The organism is Robinsoniella sp. KNHs210 (assembly GCF_000686105.1).
GTDB lineage: Bacteria > Bacillota > Clostridia > Lachnospirales > Lachnospiraceae > Robinsoniella > Robinsoniella peoriensis.
The window spans coordinates 4,225,209-4,246,973 of sequence record NZ_JMLZ01000002.1; the positions used below are offsets into that span (position 1 = coordinate 4,225,209).

The window sequence follows — 21,765 nt, forward strand, 5'->3', positions numbered from 1 at the left end:
AGTAAAGATTTAATATAAACATTGATAGTATCTGCAGTATGCCTGCAGCGAATGGAGGATATCATGAGTGAAGAACAGAAAAACCCTATACAGTCAGCGGACCGAATATTTATGGTGCTGGAAACGTTAGCCGGAACGGGGCCAATTGGACTGGTTGATTTGAGTACCCGTATCGGACTTCATAAGAGTACGGTCCACAGATTGTTGTTGTCTTTGATTTGCATGGGATACGTAGCCCAGGATGAGAATAATAAATACCGCCTTACTTATAAATTAATGGAAATATCCAGCAGGGCCCTTGCCGGCATGGACGAGGTGACAATTGCACACCCTTATCTGGAGAAGCTGGCAAATGAGTGCAGGGAGACGGTGCATCTGGTAGAGTGCAGAGGCTGCGAGGTCGTATATATAGACAAGGTGACACCTATCATACGGAATGACAGTGCGATCCGGATGGCATCTCAGATAGGGTTATCCAGGCCAATGTATTCCTCCGGGGTGGGAAAAGCCATTTTAGCACAGCTTCCGGAAGAGGAAGTGAAGTTTATATGGGAAAACAGTATCATTGAAAAGAAGACAGAATATACCATTATTTCATTAGAAGATCTCATGGATGAATTAAAGAAAATCCGTGAACGGGGATATGCCCTGGATAATGAGGAAAATGAAATCGGTGTGCGCTGTATTGCGGCCTGCATTTTCGACTACCGGGGAAAAGTTAAGAATGCATTTAGTATTTCGGCACCAGCCATAAAAATGACAGATGCCAGAATTGACGAGCTGGCGGAAAAGGTTTTGGGAGTAAGGGAACAGTTATCACGGGAGTTTGGCTATCGGGAGTCAACTAATGGTTGACTAATGAAAAATTTGACAACTTCATATCCATTGTAATTTTGAATCACCTCCATTATACTACGTGTATGGAGGTGATTTTTATGAGAGAAATTAATATCGCGTCTATCCTGGTTGGGAAAAGAAAGGAAAAAGGAATCACCCAGGATGAGCTTGCAGGATATTTGGGCGTGTCAAAAGCAGCCATATCAAAATGGGAAACCGGACAGAGTTATCCGGATATTACATTACTTCCCCTTTTAGCCGCTTATTTTAATATTAGTATAGATGACCTGATTGACTATAAACCCCAGATGGTGAAGGAGGATATACGCAGATTGTATGTAAAGTTATGCAAGGATTTTTCAGAAAAGCCATTTGATAAAGTGTTAGCAGAGTGTGAAAAGATTATTAAAAAATACTATGCCTGCCCTGCCCTTCTGGTGGAGATGGGGAGTTTGCTGGTCAATCATAATATGTTGGCGGACTCACCGGAAAAAAGCCAGGAGGTACTGGTAATGGTAAGAGATCTTATGATTCATGTAAGAGAAGAAACCAATGATGAGTATCTGCTCGGAGTATCTGTTTATATGGAGGCAGGCTGTGAATTGTACTTAGATAACCCAAGTGCAGCAATGATTTTATTAGAAGACTGCAACCGGCCAAAGGCTTCACCGGAAGTCATCCTGGCATCTGCATTGGACCGCCTGGGGAAGAAGGATAAGGCAATAGAAGTACTTCAAACGATGATATATCAGAATATTCTGCTGGCGCTTGCAGGATTTGGAAATCTGATAATCGAATATGCAGACCGTGAAGAAAAGGTGGATATGTGGATGCATAGTTTTACTCAGATTGCAGAATCAATGGGGCTTCTGGAGATGCACCCGGGAGGTCTGGCACCGATGTATCTTCTGGCTGCAGAAGCATATGCATCCCATGGACAGGAGCAGAAAGCACTGGTTATGCTTCAGAAATACACGGATATTTTCACCGGAGATATATTTCCGCTGAAGCTTCAGGGAAACAAGTATTTTGATCAGATGGAAAATTGGTTTGATATGCTGGGGCTGGGTACGAATATGCCAAGGTGTGAGTCTGTAGTAAAGGACAGTCTGATGGAATCAGTAGAAAAGAATCCCCGGCTTGCACCTCTTTTTGAAACAGATGAATTTAAACATATTGTTCATCAGCTGAGATTAAAGCTTTTAAAACAATCGTAACTAGTTTATCTTTACGCGATATCCGGAGCCGTATCAGGAATGCTCCGGTCAGGAGGAGAATAACATGAAAGAATTAATGGAGTTTCTGCCGTTTTTGATACCGGTAATTATAGCAGAGCTGGCACTGGCAATCACAGCGCTTATCCATGTGCTGCGACATCCCCACTACCGTTTTGGAAATAAGGTCATATGGGCAGTTGTTGTACTAATTGTTCAGTTTATCGGACCAATATTGTATTTTACCATAGGCAGAGGTGAAGAATAATGGACATTTTAGAGGTTAAAAACTTAAAGAAAAGTTTTAACGGCCATGCAGTCATTAGGGATCTCAGCTTTCAGGTACCCGAGCATAGTGTGTTTGGATTCCTTGGGGAAAATGGTGCCGGGAAAACAACCACAATGAAAATGATTCTGGGACTGCTGCAGCCGGATGCAGGAGAGATACGGATAGCCAAACCGGGTTTCCTATGGAGAAACAAAAACAAACCGCATGATCGGTTATCTGCCTGATGTACCGGAGTTTTATAATTATATGAGGGCAAAAGAATATCTGAAACTCTGCGGCGAAGTGTCAGGAATGCCGGCCAAGAAGATTCTGGAGAAGAGCGGGGAATTATTGGAAATCGTAGGATTAAAAGATGTAAAGCAGAAAATCGGCGGTTATTCCAGGGGAATGAAACAGCGTCTGGGAATTGCGCAGGCATTATTAAATGACCCTAAACTGCTGCTGTGTGATGAACCTACGTCGGCATTGGACCCCGTTGGGAGAAAAGAAATACTGGATATATTATCGGTAGTTAAATCCCAGATGACGGTGGTGTTCTCCACACATATTTTATCTGATGTAGAGCGCATCTGTGACCGGGTTGCAGTTTTGCATGACGGAGAGCTGGCTCTTTGCGGAGGTCTGGAAGAATTAAAATCCGGCCATAAGAGAGATGAAATGATTCTGGAATTAATGAATGAGGAAGATGCCAAAAAGGTTCAGGGCATGCTTAGGCTGACAGAAGGAATCACGGATGTTAACCGGTCCCGTCTATCCTTAACAATTCGGGTACAGGATGTGCAGAAGAGTGGATTTCAAATATTAGCCCTGATTTTAAAAGAGCAGATACAGGTTCTGAAATACGAGGTGCAGGAACCAAATCTGGAAACCTTATTTATGGAGGTGGTGAAATGAAAGGATATATAGCTTTTCTGAAAAAAGAGTGGTTGGAGCAGCTTAGAACCTATCGTCTTTTCATCCTCATAATCGTATTTTTTATATTTGGAATGATGAATCCCCTGACTGCGAAACTGACACCGCTGCTGTTAGAAAATTTTGCTGTTGAAGGCATGAAGATTACAATGCCGGATCCAACGGCAATGGATTCGTATATGCAGTTTTTCAAAAATAATACCTCTATGGGACTCATTGCTCTGATATTGGTATTCAGCGGGATTCTATCCAGTGAACTGTCGAAAGGAACATTGATCAATATCCTTACCAAAGGCCTTTCCAGAAATGCTGTCATTATGGCAAAATTCACATCCGCGGCGTTCATCTGGACGATATGCCTGGCGCTTTGTTTTGTCACAACGTATGGATATACGGAGTATTTATTTCAACAGAATGATATTTATCATCTTTGGTTTGCAGTTTTGTGTTTATGGCTGTTTGGTATATTTCTGCTGACACTCCTGCTCCTGATTTCTACAGTAGGCAAGAACAGTTATACCAGCCTTATGGGGGTAGGTGCAGTTGTTGTAATCTTATTTATGTTAAATATGCTGCCGGTTCTACAAAAATATAATCCGATACTCCTGATTTCAAATAATGTAGGAATGCTTGTTTCAGAATACCAGATTGCAGATGCAATGGCAGCGGTGGGAGTTACAGCAGGATTAAGCATTGTATTTTTAGGTGGAGCTGTGATGATATTTCGTAAAAAGAGGATTTAAGTGAAAGAGAGCCTCTTGTAATTTATCTTAATAGTGTATGAGGAACGTTTTAGAGCAAAGATGATTTTCCGTCTTTGCTCTTTTTTTACGGAATTGTTAAAAATATTGTCGATTCATGACGTAGACCAGGAATCAGATAGAGAGTATAATAATCTTGTCAACCGATTAATAGAATTAAGGGATGGAAGATATAAGGCGGGGTGATAGAATGCAGATAAAGAAGAAGTTTGATCAAAGCTGCAAAATCATCTTCTGGTTTGGTGTCTGTTTCTTCATTTCAGAGTGCATCAAACAGATTTTGCTGATAACCGTAATAAATGCTGGAAGCTACAGCTGGCGGTATTTCCCGTTTCAGTTATGCAGCCTGCCTATGTATTTATGCCTGATTCTGCCCTTTCTCAAAAATAAAAAAGCATACATCCATTTTTTAATGGATATCAATCTGTTGGGAGGCATATTTGCATTTGCAGACACCTCCGGCATGTGCTATCCCCTTTTCATACTGACACTGCACTCCATCTGCTGGCATCTGGCATTAATTACACTGGGCATTTACACAGGAATTCGATATTCTTCAAAATTGACAGTGCGTGACTATTTTGGCGTTATAAAAATATTCGTCATCACTGCAGTTATTGCTGAAATAATCAATACAGTAGTATCGAAACTGTTCACAAATGAGATCGACATGTTTTATATCAATCCATACAGGCAATTTTCCCAGGTTGTATTTCGAGATCTGAAAGGTTTTTTGCCAAATACACTTGTGATTGTGGTTTATATGGCAGCAATTATACTGGGGGGATTTCTGATTCATCTGGTGTGGATTGCTGTGGGTAAGGGAAGGAAGGGAAAGTAGGGGATGTCAAAGATACAAGCTTACTCCCGACAATCTTACGAAAGGGTAGGAACATGGCTGAATATATAAAAATAAAAAGGCAAGCATTCGGTACACACAGAATACTTGTCGTTTTATTTTATCTATTCGTAATAGTAAGTAATAATATACCATAGATATACATAAGTATGATTTACTCAAACATCCCCCACATAACATCTTCGTCTACAGGAAATGGGCAATTTGCCAGTTTCCCCTGATTGGATAACATGCCATTCACGGCGGCTTTTTTGAGGTCATCGCTGATCATAACGCTGCCTAAAACTTGATTGACATAAGAAGTAAATGCGTCTGTGTCCGGGAAATTTAAAAGTGACAGGATTTCGCTTTGATAACTCTTTGCAGCCCTTAAGTAAGCAGGGAGGAAGGAGCCAACGGCTTTTCCGTGAGGTACGCCTGTCTCATAGGTTGGATAGTAACTGAGTCCGTGGGGAAGTGAAGTTCCGGTATGGGTAATTGCCATGCCTGCAAGTGTAGAAGCATTTAACAGTGATTCATAGTCAGCATCACATGCCGGCTTACCCAGAAGGACATCTTTAACAGAAGACCAGAGATGCATCCCTTCTTTACAGAGCATTTTACTGTAGAAAGTTGCATTGTTATTGATATAGCTTTCCATAAAATGTCCCAAAGCATCGATTGATGTAGATGCAAGTACGGTAGGTGGAAGGTTCTTTAAATAGTTAGGATCGCACAGAGCCAAAACCGGGAAGATACGATGAGATATGCTGGATTTTGTCCGCTTCCTGTGAATGGTTAGTATGGCATAAGGAGTCGCTTCTGATCCCGTACCACATGTAGTAGGAACAGATACCACGGGATAAGCATCATCTGAGCCTTTCTCATACAGATAATCTTCTGTTTTATCTATTTGTTTCATCATAAGGGAAATAGCTTTGGCTGCGTCCAGCGGTGAACCGCCGCCTATTCCAATGACAAAGTCAGCACCAGACTCATTTCCGAAGTCCCGTGCTTCCATAACGGTTTCAATGGAAGGATTTTCTTCAATACGGTCAAATATCTCATAAGATATTCCTTCCTTTGAGAGAGCATCCTGAATATCAGCCAGGGATCCGTTTTCTTTTGAAGAGCGTCTTCCGGTTACAATAAGAGCTTTTTTGCCGAGGGTTGACAAATCCTTAGCATGGTTCCAGACACAATTACTTTCACAATAAATTTTTGTTGGCATATAAAAATACATTTCCTGATCCTCCTATGGTACAATAATTTTTATTCTATCACAAATATATCATTACGAACAGGATCTGCGGTAATGAATTTTTAAACATTGCAGTAAGCCTTCCAAACGCCTGTCATGGTCCACCCCCTTCTCTTTCCACGCACGGCATCTATCTACAAAGCGTCCCTTTCTCACTTCCCCCCCAATCTATTCGTAATAGTAATCCTTAACAAACTCTTTGCCGCAGTATAAACACTGTTAAATCAATTTTACAAAGCCCGCTTTATTTTTACCAATTCTTTACAAGGCACAAAACCGCTCCTTACACTTCTCTGATAGATTATTCATGTAAGTAAATAATCAAGCAAAAAGAGGAGAAAAAGATTATGAAATTGAAGAAAATCAGTGCAGTGATGTTAGCTATGGCATTGGCAGTCCCAACAATTACGGCAGTTCCTTCGGTAACAGGACATGCTACCGAAACAACGGCACAGACAGAGAAAGAGACAAAGGCAGCTGAATCTGAAACGAAAGCAGACAGTAAGGCAGCAGAGAATGCAGAGATTAAGACACCAAAGTACATTTTCTTATTTATAGGCGATGGTATGAGTTATCCTCAAATCCAGGCAACGGCAGATTATCTGGGAACGACAGAAAATAAAGGCGAAATTGAGGCAAAAGCATTGTCATTTATGAATTTTCCGGTAGCTGGGACAGCACAGACCTATGACAGCACTTCTTTTGCTCCGGATTCTGCGTCAACAGCTACTTCTATTTCCACGGGAAATAAAACCTACAGCGGAACCATTAACATGGATACAACCATGACAAAGAAGTTTGAGGCGATTTCTGAAAAATTAAAAAAGCAAAAAGATTATAAGGTAGGTATTGTGACGACGGTTAATTTAAACCATGCTACTCCGGCAGCTTTTTATGCTCATCAGGCTTCCAGAAACAACTATTATGATATTGCAAAAGAGCTGGTAGACAGTAACTTTGATTATTTTGCAGGAGGGGCACTGCTTGACCCGACAGGAGAAAAAGAAGATCAGACAGATGCTTATAAACTGGCAGAAGACGCAGGTTATAAGGTAATTAAAACCCAGGAAGAAGTAAAGAAGTTAAAAGCAGAAGATGGAAAATCACTTGTAATAGCAGAACATCTGGCAGATGCAGATGCAATGTCTTATGACCTGGATGCAGTAAAAGACGAACTTTCATTAAAAGACTATGTGCAGAAAGGAATTGACGTTCTGAACAATGATACTGGATTCTTTATAATGGTTGAAGGTGGTAAGATTGACTGGGCATGTCATGCAAATGATGCAGGATCTGCCATCAACGATACAGAAGCCTTAAGTGACTCGGTGGAAGCAGCAGTAGAATTTTATAAGAAACATCCGGACGATACACTCATTCTGGTAACCGGTGACCATGAAACCGGTGGATTAACAATCGGATATGCAGGAACAGATTACGATACTTATCTGACAAACCTGACAAACCAGAAAATATCCTATGCGAAATTCGACTCTGACTATGTTGCAAAATACAAAGAAAATAAAACAGAGTTTAAGGAAGTGTTAAAAGATATAAAAGCAAACTTTGGCTTAATGGCAAAAGATGATGCTGATGCAACAGAAGATTCCAAACTGGTTTTAACAGATTATGAATATTCCCGCCTGGAAGATGCTTATAAGAGAACACTGGAAACAGGAACGGCAAAGAAGGATGGGATGTCTCAGGAAGAATATATTTTATATGGAACTTATGAGCCATTATCGGTAACCATTACACATATTCTTAATAATAAATCAGGTATTAATTTTGCATCTTATGCACATACAGGACTTCCGGTACCGGTATATGCACAAGGAGCAGGGCAGGAAAAATTCGAAGGGTATTATGATAACACAGATATATTTAAAAATCTCGCACAGCTTACAGGAGTTAAGTAATTGTTTCCCAAAATGCGAAAACTGAAGTTTACCCGAGAAACAGTTTGCTACCAGCTGCCGGTCATATTCTGTCTGGCGCTGATGGCAGTACTGTTTTTTTTACCTACCGGATTTGAAGATGCAGTCATTTATAAAGGGACAGAGCGCTGTGCGGCGGAAGTTCTGAATACCGATGACAGTAAAATAATCAGTACCGGACTGATCAAATCAGGAGAACAAAGATGTACGGTCCGTTTTCTGGGAGGAGAATTTAAAGGATTAGAGGCAGAGGGCTTTAATATGCTGAACGGCTCTCTGGAAGCAGATAAAATTTTTCGTCCCGGGGATAAGGCGCTTGTGGTAATCAGCCACAAAGGAGATGAAATTCTTTCCGTAAACCTGATAGACCACTATCGACTGAATAAGGAACTGATACTAGCCGGATGCTTTGTGGTGCTATTAATTATATTTGCAGGTAAGACAGGAATTCGGGCAGTATTATCTTTTGGACTTACAATATTGATGATATGGAAATTACTGGTTCCTATGTATCTAAAAGGTATGCAGCCGGTAATGGTGGGACTGGTCATTGTGCTGTCACTGACGTTTATTATTATCACGCTGGTTTATGGATTTGACCGGAAGGCTTTTGCAGCGGTCAGCGGTTCCTTCCTGGGCATTATAACTACCTGTATAATGGGACTGATTTTTACAGATGCTTTTAAAATCCATGGTGCTATTATGCCTAATTCAGAGAGCCTCTTATACAGTGGGTACGAGAATCTGAATCTTACTCAGATATTTATGGCAAGTATCTTCATCGGGTCGTCAGGAGCGGTTATGGATCTGGCGGTAGATATCACATCTGCCGTTAATGAAGTAATCCAGAAAAAGCCGGATATCGGATGGAAAGAAGCAATGCAGTCAGGAATGGCAGTAGGAAGAGCAGCCATGGGAACCATGACAACTACGCTGCTTTTGGCTTACTCAGGCGGCTGTGTAGCATTATTGATGGTGTTTATGGCCCAGGGAACCCCCATAGACAATATTTTAAACTATAAATATGTATCATCCGAGATACTGGATACCATTGTAGGGAGCTTTGGATTGGTTACGGTAGCCCCTTTTACGGCACTGACAAGCGGTGTATTTCTTACAAGAAAGAAGAAATTATAAATTGGGCATTTTGTTTTTGAATCCCGCATAAATTATTTTAAAGGAAACTGTCGGGGAGGTTTGCAGTGGAGGAGAAAACAAACAGGGAGATATTAACTGCACTAGAAGTAGAAAAAAACTGCCTTAGGAGGCAAAGGACTTACCTGCGTTTCATTGCGGCAACTCTGGCTTTTTTTCTGGCGGCAGTGATTCTTTTTATTGCAGTTGCGGCACCCAGAGTAAAGACGATTATAAATAAAGTGGAAACAGCATCCGGGAATCTGGATGAAATATCGCGTCAGCTGACTGATGCAGATATTCCATCCATGATAGATAAAATTAGCCGTTTGGCGGATAATAGTGATCAGGTAGTGACTCAGGCAGCAGAAAATATGGATAAGATAGATTTTGATAAATTAAATAAAGCAATTACAGACCTGCAGGCGGTGATTTCAACCCTTGCAAGGGTATTTGGATAGCTTATATTAGAAAAAGACTCAGGAATTATTCCAGTGAGTCTTTTTCTTCATGTCTGGCTTTCATTTTTGGCGGTTCGAAATGATAAACTTCTTCATAAGAATCCAATTCAGCCTTGCTCTGAGGAGCGGAGGGGATCAGACCGGTACAGTCCATGGAAGAAGCGGAATTGCCCAGATAGTCATAATCATCGATAATTTCATTGTTCGTTTTGTTATCTTTCATAGGGATTCCTCCTGATTTTTATATGAAAAGTATAGTTTGCTTTTCAATTAGTATGCGGAAAAGCAGAAAAAATATCCCCTTTTATCCTATTTTTGTGTAATCCTTTGAAAACTTGGCCCCGGTTTAGGTTTTTATGGATTAATCAGTTTAAATATGTTAATATGGTGGCATAGGTATCGATACCACATTTTTGAAAATAAACATTAAAATGATGGTGTCTGAAGAATAAGGGAGGTCATGTTTATGGTAACATTGCAGGGAAAAGGCGTTTTTGGCGGCATTGCCATCGGTGAGATAGCCTTTTATAAAAGAGCAGAGGGACAGGTTCAGCGTAAGAGAGTGGAAGATACAAGTTCCGAAATCCAGCGTTTTGAATCTGCGAAGGATAAAGCAATTGAACAGCTGGGTGAACTGTATGACAAGGCAGTCCAGGAAGTGGGCGAAGGGAATGCAATGATTTTCCAGGTACATCAGATGATGCTGGATGATTTAGACTATGTGGAAGCTATTACCAATATGATTACAACGCAGCAGGTGAATGCAGAATATGCCGTAGCTGCAACCGGAGATAATTTTTCACAGATGTTTGCATCTATGGATGATGAGTATATGAGAGGCCGTGCTGCCGATGTAAAAGACATCTCGGAACGTGTAGTCTCTATCCTTTCCGGAAATGAGAACAGCGGGCTGGTGACGGATAAGCCGGTAATATTAGCAGCAGACGATCTGGCTCCCAGTGAAACGGTGCAGCTGGAAAAAGATAAAGTGCTATCCTTTATTACCCAGGGTGGATCTACCAACTCCCATACCGCGATTCTTGCCAGAACCATGAATATTCCTGCAATTATCGGAGCAGGGAGCGGTTTGTCAGAAGAATATGAAGGAAAACTGGGAATCGTAGACGGAGCAGAAGGTCTCATTTATGTTGACCCGGATGAAGAGACGCTTACGAAATATCAGGAAAAGCAGAAAGAATATCAAGGTAAACAGGAGCTTTTGCAGCAGCTAAAAGGCGAAGAGAATATTACGCTGGACGGTCAGAAGATTAAAGTATATGCTAACATCGGCAATGCATCTGACATTGGTGCTGTGATGCAAAATGATGCAGGCGGCATCGGATTGTTCAGAAGCGAATTCTTGTATCTGGAGAGTGATAATTACCCTACGGAAGAAGAACAGTTTAAAGTATATCGATATGTAGCGGAGACCATGGCGGGGAAGATGGTTGTTATCCGGACCCTGGATATCGGGGCGGACAAGCAGATTGATTATTTTAATCTTCCGAAAGAAGAGAATCCGGCACTTGGGTACCGGGCAATCCGTATCTGCCTTACACAGCATGATATTTTTAAAACGCAGCTTCGTGCTCTTTTCCGTGCATCGGCATTTGGCAATATTGCTATTATGTTCCCAATGATCGTAGCAGTAGAAGAAGTCCTGGAAATCAAAGAGATTGTTGCAGAAGTGAAAGCAGAACTGGATGAAGCAGGGATCCCGTATAATAAAGATACACAGCTTGGAATTATGATCGAGACACCGGCAGCAGCGATTATCAGTGATGAACTGGCTAGGGAGGTGGATTTCTTCAGTGTGGGAACCAATGATCTCACACAGTATACGACCGCAGTAGACAGACAGAATGCGAATCTGGATAAATTTTATTACCCACATCACAAAGCGCTGCTCCGCCTGATTAAAATGGCAGCAGACAATGCCCATAAAAATGGAATCTGGATCGGCATTTGCGGTGAGTTAGGTGCGGATATGGAATTGACAGAGACTTTTTTAAGCATGGGAATTGATGAATTGTCCGTTTCCCCGGCATGTATTCTGCCATTGCGTAAAAAAATCAGAGATACAGATGTAAGCAAAGTGAGAGATGTCAGACTGGGAGAAGTGTAATCAGACACATTAGAATGTATCTTAAAATCATTCCGCCATCTGCACACCCCGCTTCACATGGAATCTGCGCCGAAAATAGTTGAAAGAAAAAAGAATGGAAGTATTGCAGGTAAGCCTGCAATATGCAATGGGTATAAATATGAAAAAATTAGTTTGTTTTGATATGGATATGACTCTTTTAGATCATGCAACATATAGTATACCGGAATCTGCGATGAAGGCTTTGGATCATCTGAGAGCAGAGGGACATATTATCGTGCTTGCTTCCGGAAGGGACATGGAAAATGAATTCAGCCGTCCCCTGGCGGAACTGGTCCATCCGGATGCAATTGTTCATGCTAACGGACTGAAGGTAACGATCGGAAATGAAAAGATATATGAGCATTTCATGGAGAAAAGTATTGTGAAAGAACTCCTGGAATTTGCAGAAGAGCATCATATCTGTATCGGTTATAACCTGGGTGATATCGGCTATTTTGTGAACAAAGAGCGTGTGATTGAAAGAGAAGTTCAGGTATTTGGAAGCTGTGACAGAAAATTTGGAGATCCCGGAAAATTATTAGATGCGTCCCTGCATGCGCTGGCTGTGTTTGGCACACTGGAGCAGGTTCAGAAATTAGAAAAGGCATTTCCATTGTTAAAATTCCCTATGTTTTCGGGAAATGTAGGTGCAGATATTGTGGATAAAAATACATCCAAGGCTGTTGGAATCGAGGCCCTTCTTACTCATTATCAATTGGGATGGGATGATGTGATCGCATTTGGAGACAGCATGAATGATATGGAAATGATTCATGCGGCAGGTTGTGGCATAGCCATGGGAAATGCAATAGAACCACTGAAGAAGGCAGCTGATTTTGTGACCAAAGCCGTGAATGAAGACGGGATCTGGTATGGACTGCAAAAATTAGGATTATTGTAAATTACCATTGATATATCCTAATAAGAATTGGAAGGAAAGCAATCATTAATACAATAAAGTATACAATAAAACGTACAACTCCAGGAATGATAGAACAATTTCCAGAATGTTCGAAAGTCCATTCTGGAGTTGTTTTGTATCAATGATATATGATTATTCCGGATTCTGATTCGTGTGGTTGGTAACGGAAGAGTCCGGTTGATCCTTTCCGGTATCAAAATTAGTGAGCAGAAACTTTTTAATAAAAAAGAGTACACCGATAGCGACAATACCGACAATCGTTTCAAATAAAGACATATGTTCTACAACCATCTGCCGGGCAGTGGCAAACATCAGTACTTCAATCAGTGTTTCGGGCGTATGTTTACAAAGCATTTTCACAAATTCGATTCCGACCACCAGACTCAGGGCGGTGGAAAGAAATTTATTAAAGTTGTCAAACTGAGCATTCGTAGCCATATGGACTACATCCGGTATTAAATGAAGGCTTAGAATAAGAATAGCAGCGGTGATTAAAACAGCCAGAAATAATTCCATGTAATATGAGATTCGAAAGAGCAGGTTGTGATATTTTTTCTTCATAATTTAGATTTCCTCCTGTGTAGTACAATAAAAATAATATATCATAGGATGGGCAATTCTGGTAGTAAAATTTTACGGAGGATGAGAGGAGTAAATATGGTATCAAACGTATGGATAAAGGAACAGCTGCAAATGTTATCTGAGGATAAATTCAGAGATTTTACCATGAGGCTTATGCCGGGAGTGGAAAATGTATATGGTGTCCGCCTGCCAATTCTTCGGAAAATCGCAAAGACGATTGTAAAAGAGGATTGGAGGGCTTATCTGGAGGAAGCACTTGACGACAGCTATGAAGAGATAATGCTTCAGGGAATGGTGATAGGCTATGCCCGTATGGACCTTTTAGAACTTTTACCCAGAATTGATTGTTTTGTGGGTAAGATAGATAACTGGTCAGTATGTGACAGTTTTTGCGCCGGCCTCAAGATAACGAAAGAATACAGAGAAGAAATGAGGTTGTTTCTGGAAAAGTATCTGAGAAGCCAAAATGAATATGAGCTACGGTTTGGGATTGTCATGCTTTTAGATTATTTTGTAGAGGAAGCATATCTGAAAGGGGCATTATCAGCATTTGATGCCATTAAGCATGAAGGATATTACGTCAGAATGGCTGTCGCCTGGGCAATTTCCATTTACTATGTGAAGTTTCCCATACAGGTTATGGAATATCTGAAAGAGAATGAATTGGATAACTGGACCTATAATAAGGCGCTTCAGAAAATAACAGAATCACTGCAGGTTGATAAAGCAGCAAAAGAATATATCCGTTCCTTAAGAAGATAATGGGGCATTTAGAGGTACACTTTAAAGAGGAAAAATTCCTTGTTAAATTATTGACAATATATGGAAATGGTGTTATATTGATCTTAATAAAAGGGAGTAGCCAACACCGTAAGGTGATTCGAAATCGTCAGGTCGATGTAAAACATCCGTATCGAATGAAATGTGCGAGACTTTTATTGTAGCATGAGTTGTTGCAATAGGGGTCTTTTTCTTTACCCCGAACCATAAAATGCAGCATACTCAAATTTCCGGAAGTGCTCTGAGCATGAATAAGGAGGTGAAAAGTTGCAATGAAAAAGAGCATTTCAAACTAATAATGATTCATAGCAAATAGGATAAAGGAGAAAAAATATGAATATGATTATGGACAACATTGGGATTTTCATTGGTTTGATTGTGGTATTAGTTTTACTTATTTTAGTGTTGGTAACAGGATATGTAAAAGCTCCGCCGGATACCGCATTTATTATTTCCGGACTTCGTAAAAAGATTATAATAGGAAAAGCAAGTATTAAGATTCCGGTGCTGGAACGACTTGATAAATTAAGCTTAAAACTGATACCAATCGATGTTAAAACTTCCAGTTCCGTACCTACCGCAGATTATATTAATATCCAGGTAGATGCTGCCGTAAATGTTAAAATCAGCAGCGAAAATCAGCGTCTGGGGCTGGCAGCGGAGAACTTCCTGAATCAGAACACGCAGTACATAGCCCAGGTGGCAAGAGAAGTTCTGGAAGGAAATATGCGTGAGATTGTAGGCAGAATGAGGCTGGAAGAAATGGTTGGTGACCGGCAAAAGTTTGCAAATCTGGTAAAAGAAAATGCGGAACCGGATCTGGCAGCCATGGGACTTGACATTGTAAGCTTCAATGTGCAGAATTTTACGGATAATAATGGGGTTATCGATGACCTTGGTATTGATAATATTTCACAGATTAAGAAAAAAGCAGCCATTGCAAAAGCAGAAGCAGAAAAAGAAATAGCAGTGGCAAAGGCCGAAGCCGACAAACAGGCAAATGATGCGAAGATCAATTCTGACAGGGAAATTGCCATTAAAAATAATGAACTGGACATACAGAAATCGGCACTTCAGAAAAATGCAGATACGAAGCGTGCAGAAGCAGATGCCGCTTATGAGATTCAGAAAGAGCAGCAGAGGAAAACAATTGGTGTTACAGCGGCAGATGCGGATATTGCGAAGGAAGAGAAGATCATTCTTCTGAAGCAAAAAGAAGCAGAAGTTATGGAACAGTCACTGGATGCCCAGATCAGGAAAAAAGCGGAAGCGGACAGATATGAACGTCAGCAGAAAGCAGAAGCCGAATTATTTGAACGTCAAAAAGAAGCAGAAGCAAAGAAATTTGAAGTTCAAAAGGAAGCAGAAGCACAGAAATCAAAGGCGGAAGCGGACAGATATTCTAAGGAGCAGGAAGCGCAGGGTATTCAAAGGGTCGGTGAAGCAGAGGCGGAAGCAATTCGGGCAAAAGGACTTGCGGAAGCAGAGGCGATGGAAAAACGTGCGGAAGCTTATCAGAAGTATAACAATGCGGCTATGGCACAGATGCTGATTCAGGTACTTCCGGAAATTGCTGGTAAAATTGCAGAACCTCTGAGCCAGATTGATAAGATTACTATTATTGGAGGAGGAGAAGGAAGCGGAGTTGATTCAGTAGCCGGAAATGTTCCCGCAGTTATGGCAAAGCTTTTTGAGTCCATGAAAGAGACGGTGGGAATAGACCTGGGCGAAATCATGAGAGCCGATACCTATGATGCTAAAGTGAACCGCAATATCACAGTAGAAGGATTGGAAAAGGCGGATGATATACAGAGAGCACAGGCAGAAGCTGCAGTTGTAAGTGAAGCTATGAAATAATAGAATAGCAGCTCTGCCGGTTGGGGGCAGAACTGGTTTTCTTAGCATAATTGGAACCCATGAGGGTTATAAATTCTAAACTTTTTCAAAAAATCACAGCAACACAACCGTAGGTTGTGATATGCTGTGATTTTTGGTAAGTATCTATCACTACAATAGTGGCTCCTTTTTTTGCAGCTAAAAGTGTGCGTTGCAGGTACTATAAGATGTCATGATCAGTAGTATCTCTCCGTACAAGCACAGGAGGGATTTTTTTGTGTACGGGTTCCGTGGAAATGTTCGGGCGCCGTTTTTTACGTTCGGACATCTGGGATACCAGCAGTTTAACAGCTTCCTCGGCAAGCAGGCTGATTTGCTGGCCTACCGTTGTAATGGGGATAATGGCTTCTTTGGAAATGGGAGAATCATCAAACCCCACAATCCGGTAGTCATTGCCCAGGGAGCCTTTCTTCCGGATAATAATATTGAGCAGAACATTGGCATGGGTATCGTTGGGCATAAAAATGCCCTTTTTTTGATTGGGGTATCGTTTTTCAAGGTCTTCATAAATTTCTGTAAGCTTCGCATTGCTTGCTTCGAAAGTAGATCCCAGATCGCAGTAGATAATCTCATTCAGCATTTTTCCTTCTTTGCAGATATCCTGGAATCCCTTAATCCTTCCGTATGCCGGAATATAGCTGGGTACATCGCTGTTAATATGGATTAAGACATTGCAGTTATTTTTAATCAGCAGGCTGGTTGCCTGGACAGCTCCCATATAGTTATCTGTATTAATGCTGGAAATATACTGGTCTTCACGCTCAATTGCCACAATCGGGATGTGGTATTCTGACAGTTCTCTGGATGGGATAGTATGGCTTAAGATAATCAGTCCCTCAATCTGGTATGCCATCAATTCTTTGATATAATTGCGTTCAACTTCCGCATCATCATTTCCAACAAATACAAGAAATTTATAGCCATATTCCTGATAAGATGAAAGAATCTGGTTCAGCATCTCAGAATAGTAGTGAAGATACAGGTTTGGAATAATAATGCCTACAAACTCGGTACTCCCGCTTGCCAGGATCCGCGCCACCTTATTTTCTTTATAATCCAGAGCTAACAGAGCGTCTGCAATTATTTTCTGGTTTTCTTCAGTCAGTGAGTCCGGGTTGTTAAAATACCTGGAAATGGTTGTTTTTGAAAAGTTAGTATAATTTGCAATATCATTAAAAGTTACTTTGTTTTTTTTCCCCATAGAAACTCCTTTGTCAAGGTTCTGATTTTATGAACTATCCGGGCATGTCTAAAAATAATACACTTGTAAGACCGTTCCAATCAGCCAGGTAAAAGTATTTTTCAGATAAGTATAACAAAAATATGTTCTGCAGGCAATGTCAAATTGGCAATGAGTGAAAGTAACCGGTTATTTTTGTGAATTTATTACAAAATACTGCCTTGAAATAAAGACAGTATTCACAAAAATAGAAAAAGGAATTGACGCAAATATAGAGTTGTGATACTCTTTAGATAATAAAAGTAACCGGTAACTTAACCGGTAACATTACCGGTTACAAAGCAAAGATTTAGTAGCAAAGATTTAGTAGCAAAGATTTAGTAGCAAAGATTTAGAAGCATAGGTTTTGAAGTAAAGGAGGAGCACATGAGAAAGTCATGGAAATATGCGGCACTATTTTTCCTTGCCGCAAGCTGCCTGGCAGGGTGCCGGCAAAAAGAGGTAAAGCCGGGCGATATTGCCGGATATGAGGAAGGAGAAAGCTATCTTTCCATATGGGTACATACAATTGAGGACACGCCGGAAGGGGATGCCTATGCGGAGTCCGTGAAAAGATTTAATGAAAAGTATGATGGAAAATATTTTGCAGATATTGAATTCATTCCCAGAAATGACAGCGGAGGGGGATATTCTGACAAGGTAAATGCATCTGTTATGTCCGGCGGACTTCCGGATGTGCTTACGGTAGACGGACCCAATGTGGCGGCTTATGCGGCAAATGGTATAATCCAGCCCCTGGCGGAGCTGTCAGAGGAAGAAAGGGCGGTCTATCTGGATTCGATACTTGAGCAGGGAACCTATAACGATAAGCTGTACACACTGGGAGCCATGGAATCCAGTGTAGGTCTGTATTACAACAAGGATATTCTGGAAAATGCCGGAATAAATATTCCTTCCGCTGATGATCCCTGGACCTGGAATGAGTTTATGGAGATCTGTGAAAAGCTCGATCCGGTTATGAAAGAAAAGAACGGATACTGTCTGGATATGACGTTTCCGGTTGGAGAAGCGAGTATTTATTATTATGCGCCGTTCTTTTGGGCCAATGAAGGAGACTTTGTAAGTGAGGATGGACTGGGCGTGGCTGGTATTTTCAATTCCGATAAAAATGTGGAAGCCGTGGATTTCTTCCGGGGAATTGTAGAGAATGGCTATATGTCAAAAACGCCAATTGATAAGCTGTTTGAAACAGGGCGTGCAGCGTTTAAGTTTGACGGTGCATGGGAAGTAAATACCGTCTATGAGAACTATCCGGATATCAAACTGGGAGTGGCGCCTTATATTGTGGGAGAAAACTGGGATGGAGGAAGATATACGCCCACAGGCTCCTGGGCATATGCAGCATCTGCTTCCACCCATGATCTGGAAGGAGCAACCGAGCTGGTAAAATGGATGAGTGGTGTAGACAGCGGCATTCTTCTCCATGAACAGACAAAAGGGCTGCCATCCACTTATGGGGCATTTGAGCAGATTTCTCTTTTTTCGGAAGATGAGAATTACAAGGCTCTATATGAGCAGCTGAATAAATATGGACATCCAAGACCCAAGACACCGGTATATCCGCAGGTAAGTACTTCTTTTCAGCAGGTTCTGGAAGGAGCTGCACTGAATGGAAAGGATGCAAAAGCGGAACTGGATAAATCTATAGAAAGGATTAACGCCAAGTTAAAGCGTTATACAAGAGAATAATGAGGAGAAAAAAATCTAATTCGCTTTTAGGAATGGCATTCTTTGGACCGGCCCTCGTACTGCTTACCATCTTTTTGTTTCTTCCTATGCTGCTGACACTGGTTTTCAGTTTTACCGATTATTTTGCATTGAATCCGGATCTTACACATTTTGTGGGCCTGGAAAATTATATTACGATTTTTAAGGATGAACTGTTTCTTAAGGCGTTTCTTAATACCGTAAAGTTTGTGTTTATTATCGTGCCTCTCCAGGGAGGCGGAGCGCTTATTCTGGCGCTGCTGATTAACAAAGTTACACATTGTAAAAAGTATTTTAAGGTTGCATTTTTTATACCGGTTGTTATGTCTCTTGCGGTTGTTTCTACATTGTGGATGCAGATCTATAATCCGGAAGGCATTTTAAATACGGTGCTTGCGAACCTGGGTATATCTGCACAGCCCTTTATTTACAGTGATAAGCAGGCACTTCCCTCCATTGCTTTTATGAGTATCTGGCAGGGTGTGGGATATCAGATGATCATTTTTCTGGGAGGACTTCAGGCAATTAATCCGGGACTTTACGAAGCAGCAGAGATGGATCATGCCAGCGGATGGCAGAAATTCAGGGATATTACGCTGCCGGAACTGAAACCCATTTGTGTATTTGTATTCATCACCATTACCATCGGTGCTTTTAAAATGATTGTTCAGCCAATGGTAATGACAGGAGGCGGGCCATCCCATTCTACGTATACGCTGGTCTATGATATTTATGAGACTGGTACGGTTAACTGGGAAATGGGGCTGGCATCCACCATGGCAATTGTATTTGTGATTTTTGTGGTCATTCTGACCATTGTTCAGACAATTTTGACGCGGGATAAGGAGGAAAAACATGTTAACAAAAAAACAAAAATCAATTAACTGGGTTTTGGTTATCCTGATGCTTATTTTATCTATTTTCTTCTTATTTCCGGTGGTATGGATGCTTGCTAATTCTTTCAAGCCGGATGCAGCCATTGCGGCAGACATGAATGCCATGTCGGCATTTATTCCGCCCGCATTAAGCAGCAGCTTTTTTGATAACTATATAACGATTATCACAAATACGGCTTTTCTGAGGTACATGGGAAACACCCTGTTTTATGCTGCGGTTCTGATCATATTGGGGATTATCGTAAATGGCCTTGCAGGGTATGCTCTGGCGAAAATAGATTTTCCGTTTCGGGAACGCTGGGTATTGGTGATTATGATGCTGATGATTATTCCCACCGAGACAATTATTACGATCCACTTTTTAATTATTGCAAAAACGGGGCTGCTAAATACAGTGATCGGATATATACTCCCCATGATCGTAAATCCATTTAATATTTTCCTGTTCCGCCAGGTTTTTCTAAGCCTGCCGGATGATGTATATGAAGCAGCGCAGCTGGACTTATGCAGTCCGGTGAAATATTTCTTTACAATGGTTCTGCCTATGTCAAAAACAGTTGTGGCTACAGTCAGTGTTTTTACATTTCTGAATGTTTGGAATGACTACCTCTGGCCATCACTGGTATTTACGTCCAGTGACCTGCTTACTGCACAGATTGGGCTGAATTCCATTACTGCCAATGAAAATACAACCATGGGGCAGACGCTGGCAGTCATAACCCTGATTACGATACCGGTCATTATTATATATGCCTGTTTCTCCAAGCAGATTGTAGAAGGAGTTACACACACAGGCACGAAGGAAGGATGATAGTATGAGCTTTATAGAATTTAAAAATATTAGTAAAAAATATGCAAGTACGGATAAAAATGCGGTTACAGATTTTAATCTGGAAATTAAAGAAAAAGAATTTATAGCATTTGTCGGACCTTCCGGCTGTGGAAAATCTACTACACTTCGGATGATTGCCGGATTTGAGGATATCTCCAGGGGAGAACTGTTTATCGATGGAAAAAAGGTGAATGAAACAGCGCCAAGAGATCGTGGAATCGCTATGGTATTCCAGAATTATGCTCTTTATCCACATATGACAGTAGAGAAGAATATAGGATACGGATTAAAAAATATGAAAGTGCCCGCAGATGAGATCAACAGGAAAGTGAACTGGGCAATTGATATTCTGGGGCTGGAAGAGTACCGATACAGAAAGCCAAAGAATCTCTCCGGCGGACAGAGGCAGCGGGTTGCTCTTGGAAGGGCAATTGTGAAGAATCAGAAGGTATTTCTCATGGATGAGCCCCTTTCCAATCTGGATGCCAAACTGCGTGTGAGTATGAGAAATGAAATCAGCAAGCTTCACCGGACACTGGGAACCACCACCATCTATGTGACCCATGACCAGATAGAGGCTATGACTATGGCGGACCGTATAGTCATCATGAAGGATGGCTTAATTCAGCAGGTAGGTGCACCTATGGAATTGTATGAGCATCCGGTAAATAAATTTGTAGCGGGATTTATCGGCTCTCCCCAAATGAATTTCTATGAGGTTACCGTAAGTGGCAGCAGCGTGGAATTCAAAGATAAAAATAAGATTACACTCCCCGAAGGTGTCCTGAAGAAACTAAACGGGCGCCAGGGAGAAATGATTTTAGGAATTCGCGGTGAGGATATAAAGCTGGATCCGCACAACCTGGAAATTTACAAATCAGATAAACAGACTTCTGTTGTAGAAAACAAAGAAGTTATGGGAAATGAAAACAATCTTTATTTTAGCTTTGGGGGCATTACCTCTGTTGCACGGGTTTCTAAATACGAAGTCAGCGGTATTGGAGAAAAGATTACTTTTGTATTGGAACCTACAAAATTTCATTTCTTTGATAAGCAGACGGAAGAGAATTATTTAAAATAGGAAGGTAAGTTTGAAGAAAAGCACTATCAAACTACTTGT

The 21,765-nt window shown here is 41.1% G+C and carries 22 protein-coding genes; 18 read left to right on the forward strand and 4 right to left on the reverse strand.

Features of this window, described 5'->3' with window-relative positions:
* Positions 1–63: 63 nt before the first annotated feature.
* The 7 genes from CD03_RS0124770 to CD03_RS34770 all read left to right on the forward strand — a co-directional run bounded on the left by CD03_RS0124770 (position 64) and on the right by CD03_RS34770 (position 4,854).
* The gene (locus tag CD03_RS0124770; protein ID WP_027295908.1) at positions 64–855 is read left to right on the forward strand and encodes an IclR family transcriptional regulator; all 792 of its coding nucleotides are present in this window, start codon (positions 64–66) and stop codon (positions 853–855) included.
* Positions 856–935: 80 nt separating this feature from the next.
* On the forward strand, positions 936–2,054 hold the full coding sequence (locus CD03_RS0124775) for a helix-turn-helix domain-containing protein (RefSeq protein ID WP_027295909.1): 1,119 nt from the start codon (positions 936–938) through the stop codon (positions 2,052–2,054).
* 64 nt (positions 2,055–2,118) lie between these two features.
* Positions 2,119–2,319, forward strand: a complete 201-nt coding sequence (locus tag CD03_RS0124780) for a PLD nuclease N-terminal domain-containing protein (protein WP_027295910.1) — start codon at positions 2,119–2,121, stop codon at positions 2,317–2,319.
* Positions 2,319–2,564: an ATP-binding cassette domain-containing protein gene (locus CD03_RS39210; protein WP_330377367.1), complete on the forward strand. Its 246-nt coding sequence runs from the start codon at positions 2,319–2,321 to the stop codon at positions 2,562–2,564. Before CD03_RS0124780 ends, CD03_RS39210 begins: the two co-directional genes overlap by 1 nt.
* On the forward strand, positions 2,545–3,234 hold the full coding sequence (locus tag CD03_RS34765) for an ABC transporter ATP-binding protein (RefSeq protein ID WP_330377368.1): 690 nt from the start codon (positions 2,545–2,547) through the stop codon (positions 3,232–3,234). The genes CD03_RS39210 and CD03_RS34765 overlap by 20 nt, the downstream gene beginning before the upstream one ends.
* Complete coding sequence (locus tag CD03_RS0124790; protein ID WP_027295911.1) at positions 3,231–3,995, forward strand: ABC transporter permease subunit; 765 nt, start codon at positions 3,231–3,233, stop codon at positions 3,993–3,995. Before CD03_RS34765 ends, CD03_RS0124790 begins: the two co-directional genes overlap by 4 nt.
* Before the next feature lie 208 nt (positions 3,996–4,203).
* Positions 4,204–4,854, forward strand: a complete 651-nt coding sequence (locus tag CD03_RS34770; protein WP_052377968.1) for a TMEM164 family acyltransferase — start codon at positions 4,204–4,206, stop codon at positions 4,852–4,854.
* A 172-nt stretch (positions 4,855–5,026) separates the two neighbouring features.
* Here CD03_RS34770 and CD03_RS0124800 read toward each other — a convergent pair whose 3' ends face one another.
* Entirely contained in the window at positions 5,027–6,094 is a 1,068-nt protein-coding gene (locus CD03_RS0124800; protein ID WP_027295912.1) for an iron-containing alcohol dehydrogenase family protein, read from the reverse strand.
* A gap of 365 nt (positions 6,095–6,459) precedes the next feature.
* Here CD03_RS0124800 and CD03_RS0124805 point away from each other — a divergent pair, with 365 nt between their 5' ends.
* From CD03_RS0124805 to CD03_RS36490, 3 genes are all read left to right on the forward strand, one after another.
* Positions 6,460–8,031, forward strand: coding sequence for an alkaline phosphatase (locus tag CD03_RS0124805; RefSeq protein WP_027295913.1), 1,572 nt, complete (start codon positions 6,460–6,462; stop codon positions 8,029–8,031).
* Entirely contained in the window at positions 8,032–9,186 is a 1,155-nt protein-coding gene (locus tag CD03_RS0124810; RefSeq protein ID WP_330373639.1) for a YibE/F family protein, read from the forward strand.
* Between the two features lie 65 nt (positions 9,187–9,251).
* Complete coding sequence (locus CD03_RS36490) at positions 9,252–9,644, forward strand: hypothetical protein (protein ID WP_052377969.1); 393 nt, start codon at positions 9,252–9,254, stop codon at positions 9,642–9,644.
* Between the two features lie 25 nt (positions 9,645–9,669).
* Here CD03_RS36490 and CD03_RS0124820 read toward each other — a convergent pair whose 3' ends face one another.
* Positions 9,670–9,867 carry a hypothetical protein gene (locus CD03_RS0124820; RefSeq protein WP_027295915.1) on the reverse strand — a complete coding sequence of 66 codons (198 nt, stop codon included), beginning with the start codon at positions 9,865–9,867 and terminating at the stop codon, positions 9,670–9,672.
* A gap of 243 nt (positions 9,868–10,110) precedes the next feature.
* Here CD03_RS0124820 and ptsP point away from each other — a divergent pair, with 243 nt between their 5' ends.
* Together ptsP and CD03_RS0124830 are read left to right on the forward strand one after the other, a co-directional pair.
* Positions 10,111–11,769, forward strand: coding sequence for a phosphoenolpyruvate--protein phosphotransferase (gene ptsP / locus CD03_RS0124825; RefSeq protein WP_027295916.1), 1,659 nt, complete (start codon positions 10,111–10,113; stop codon positions 11,767–11,769).
* A 94-nt stretch (positions 11,770–11,863) separates the two neighbouring features.
* The gene (locus CD03_RS0124830; protein WP_052377970.1) at positions 11,864–12,691 is read left to right on the forward strand and encodes a Cof-type HAD-IIB family hydrolase; all 828 of its coding nucleotides are present in this window, start codon (positions 11,864–11,866) and stop codon (positions 12,689–12,691) included.
* A gap of 153 nt (positions 12,692–12,844) precedes the next feature.
* On the opposite strand, the gene CD03_RS34780 is transcribed toward CD03_RS0124830, so the two are convergent.
* The gene (locus CD03_RS34780; RefSeq protein WP_044289643.1) at positions 12,845–13,273 is read right to left on the reverse strand and encodes a hypothetical protein; all 429 of its coding nucleotides are present in this window, start codon (positions 13,271–13,273) and stop codon (positions 12,845–12,847) included.
* 81 nt (positions 13,274–13,354) lie between these two features.
* Here CD03_RS34780 and CD03_RS0124840 point away from each other — a divergent pair, with 81 nt between their 5' ends.
* Entirely contained in the window at positions 13,355–14,056 is a 702-nt protein-coding gene (locus tag CD03_RS0124840; protein WP_027295918.1) for a DNA alkylation repair protein, read from the forward strand.
* A 357-nt stretch (positions 14,057–14,413) separates the two neighbouring features.
* The gene (locus CD03_RS0124845) at positions 14,414–15,931 is read left to right on the forward strand and encodes an SPFH domain-containing protein (protein ID WP_044290341.1); all 1,518 of its coding nucleotides are present in this window, start codon (positions 14,414–14,416) and stop codon (positions 15,929–15,931) included.
* Positions 15,932–16,130: 199 nt separating this feature from the next.
* Here the strand turns inward: CD03_RS0124845 and CD03_RS0124850 are convergent, their stop codons facing one another.
* Positions 16,131–17,171: a LacI family DNA-binding transcriptional regulator gene (locus CD03_RS0124850; protein WP_027295920.1), complete on the reverse strand. Its 1,041-nt coding sequence runs from the start codon at positions 17,169–17,171 to the stop codon at positions 16,131–16,133.
* A 405-nt stretch (positions 17,172–17,576) separates the two neighbouring features.
* On the opposite strand from CD03_RS0124850, the gene CD03_RS0124855 reads away from it, so the two are divergent.
* Genes CD03_RS0124855 through CD03_RS0124870 form a run of 4 tightly spaced genes read left to right on the forward strand, consistent with a single transcriptional unit; the run spans position 17,577 to position 21,726 of the window.
* Positions 17,577–18,899: an ABC transporter substrate-binding protein gene (locus CD03_RS0124855; RefSeq protein WP_027295921.1), complete on the forward strand. Its 1,323-nt coding sequence runs from the start codon at positions 17,577–17,579 to the stop codon at positions 18,897–18,899.
* Positions 18,899–19,801: a carbohydrate ABC transporter permease gene (locus tag CD03_RS0124860; RefSeq protein ID WP_044289645.1), complete on the forward strand. Its 903-nt coding sequence runs from the start codon at positions 18,899–18,901 to the stop codon at positions 19,799–19,801. Before CD03_RS0124855 ends, CD03_RS0124860 begins: the two co-directional genes overlap by 1 nt.
* Positions 19,773–20,624 carry a carbohydrate ABC transporter permease gene (locus tag CD03_RS0124865; protein ID WP_027295923.1) on the forward strand — a complete coding sequence of 284 codons (852 nt, stop codon included), beginning with the start codon at positions 19,773–19,775 and terminating at the stop codon, positions 20,622–20,624. The genes CD03_RS0124860 and CD03_RS0124865 overlap by 29 nt, the downstream gene beginning before the upstream one ends.
* A 4-nt stretch (positions 20,625–20,628) precedes the next feature.
* On the forward strand, positions 20,629–21,726 hold the full coding sequence (locus CD03_RS0124870; protein ID WP_027295924.1) for an ABC transporter ATP-binding protein: 1,098 nt from the start codon (positions 20,629–20,631) through the stop codon (positions 21,724–21,726).
* Positions 21,727–21,765 lie beyond the last annotated feature (39 nt).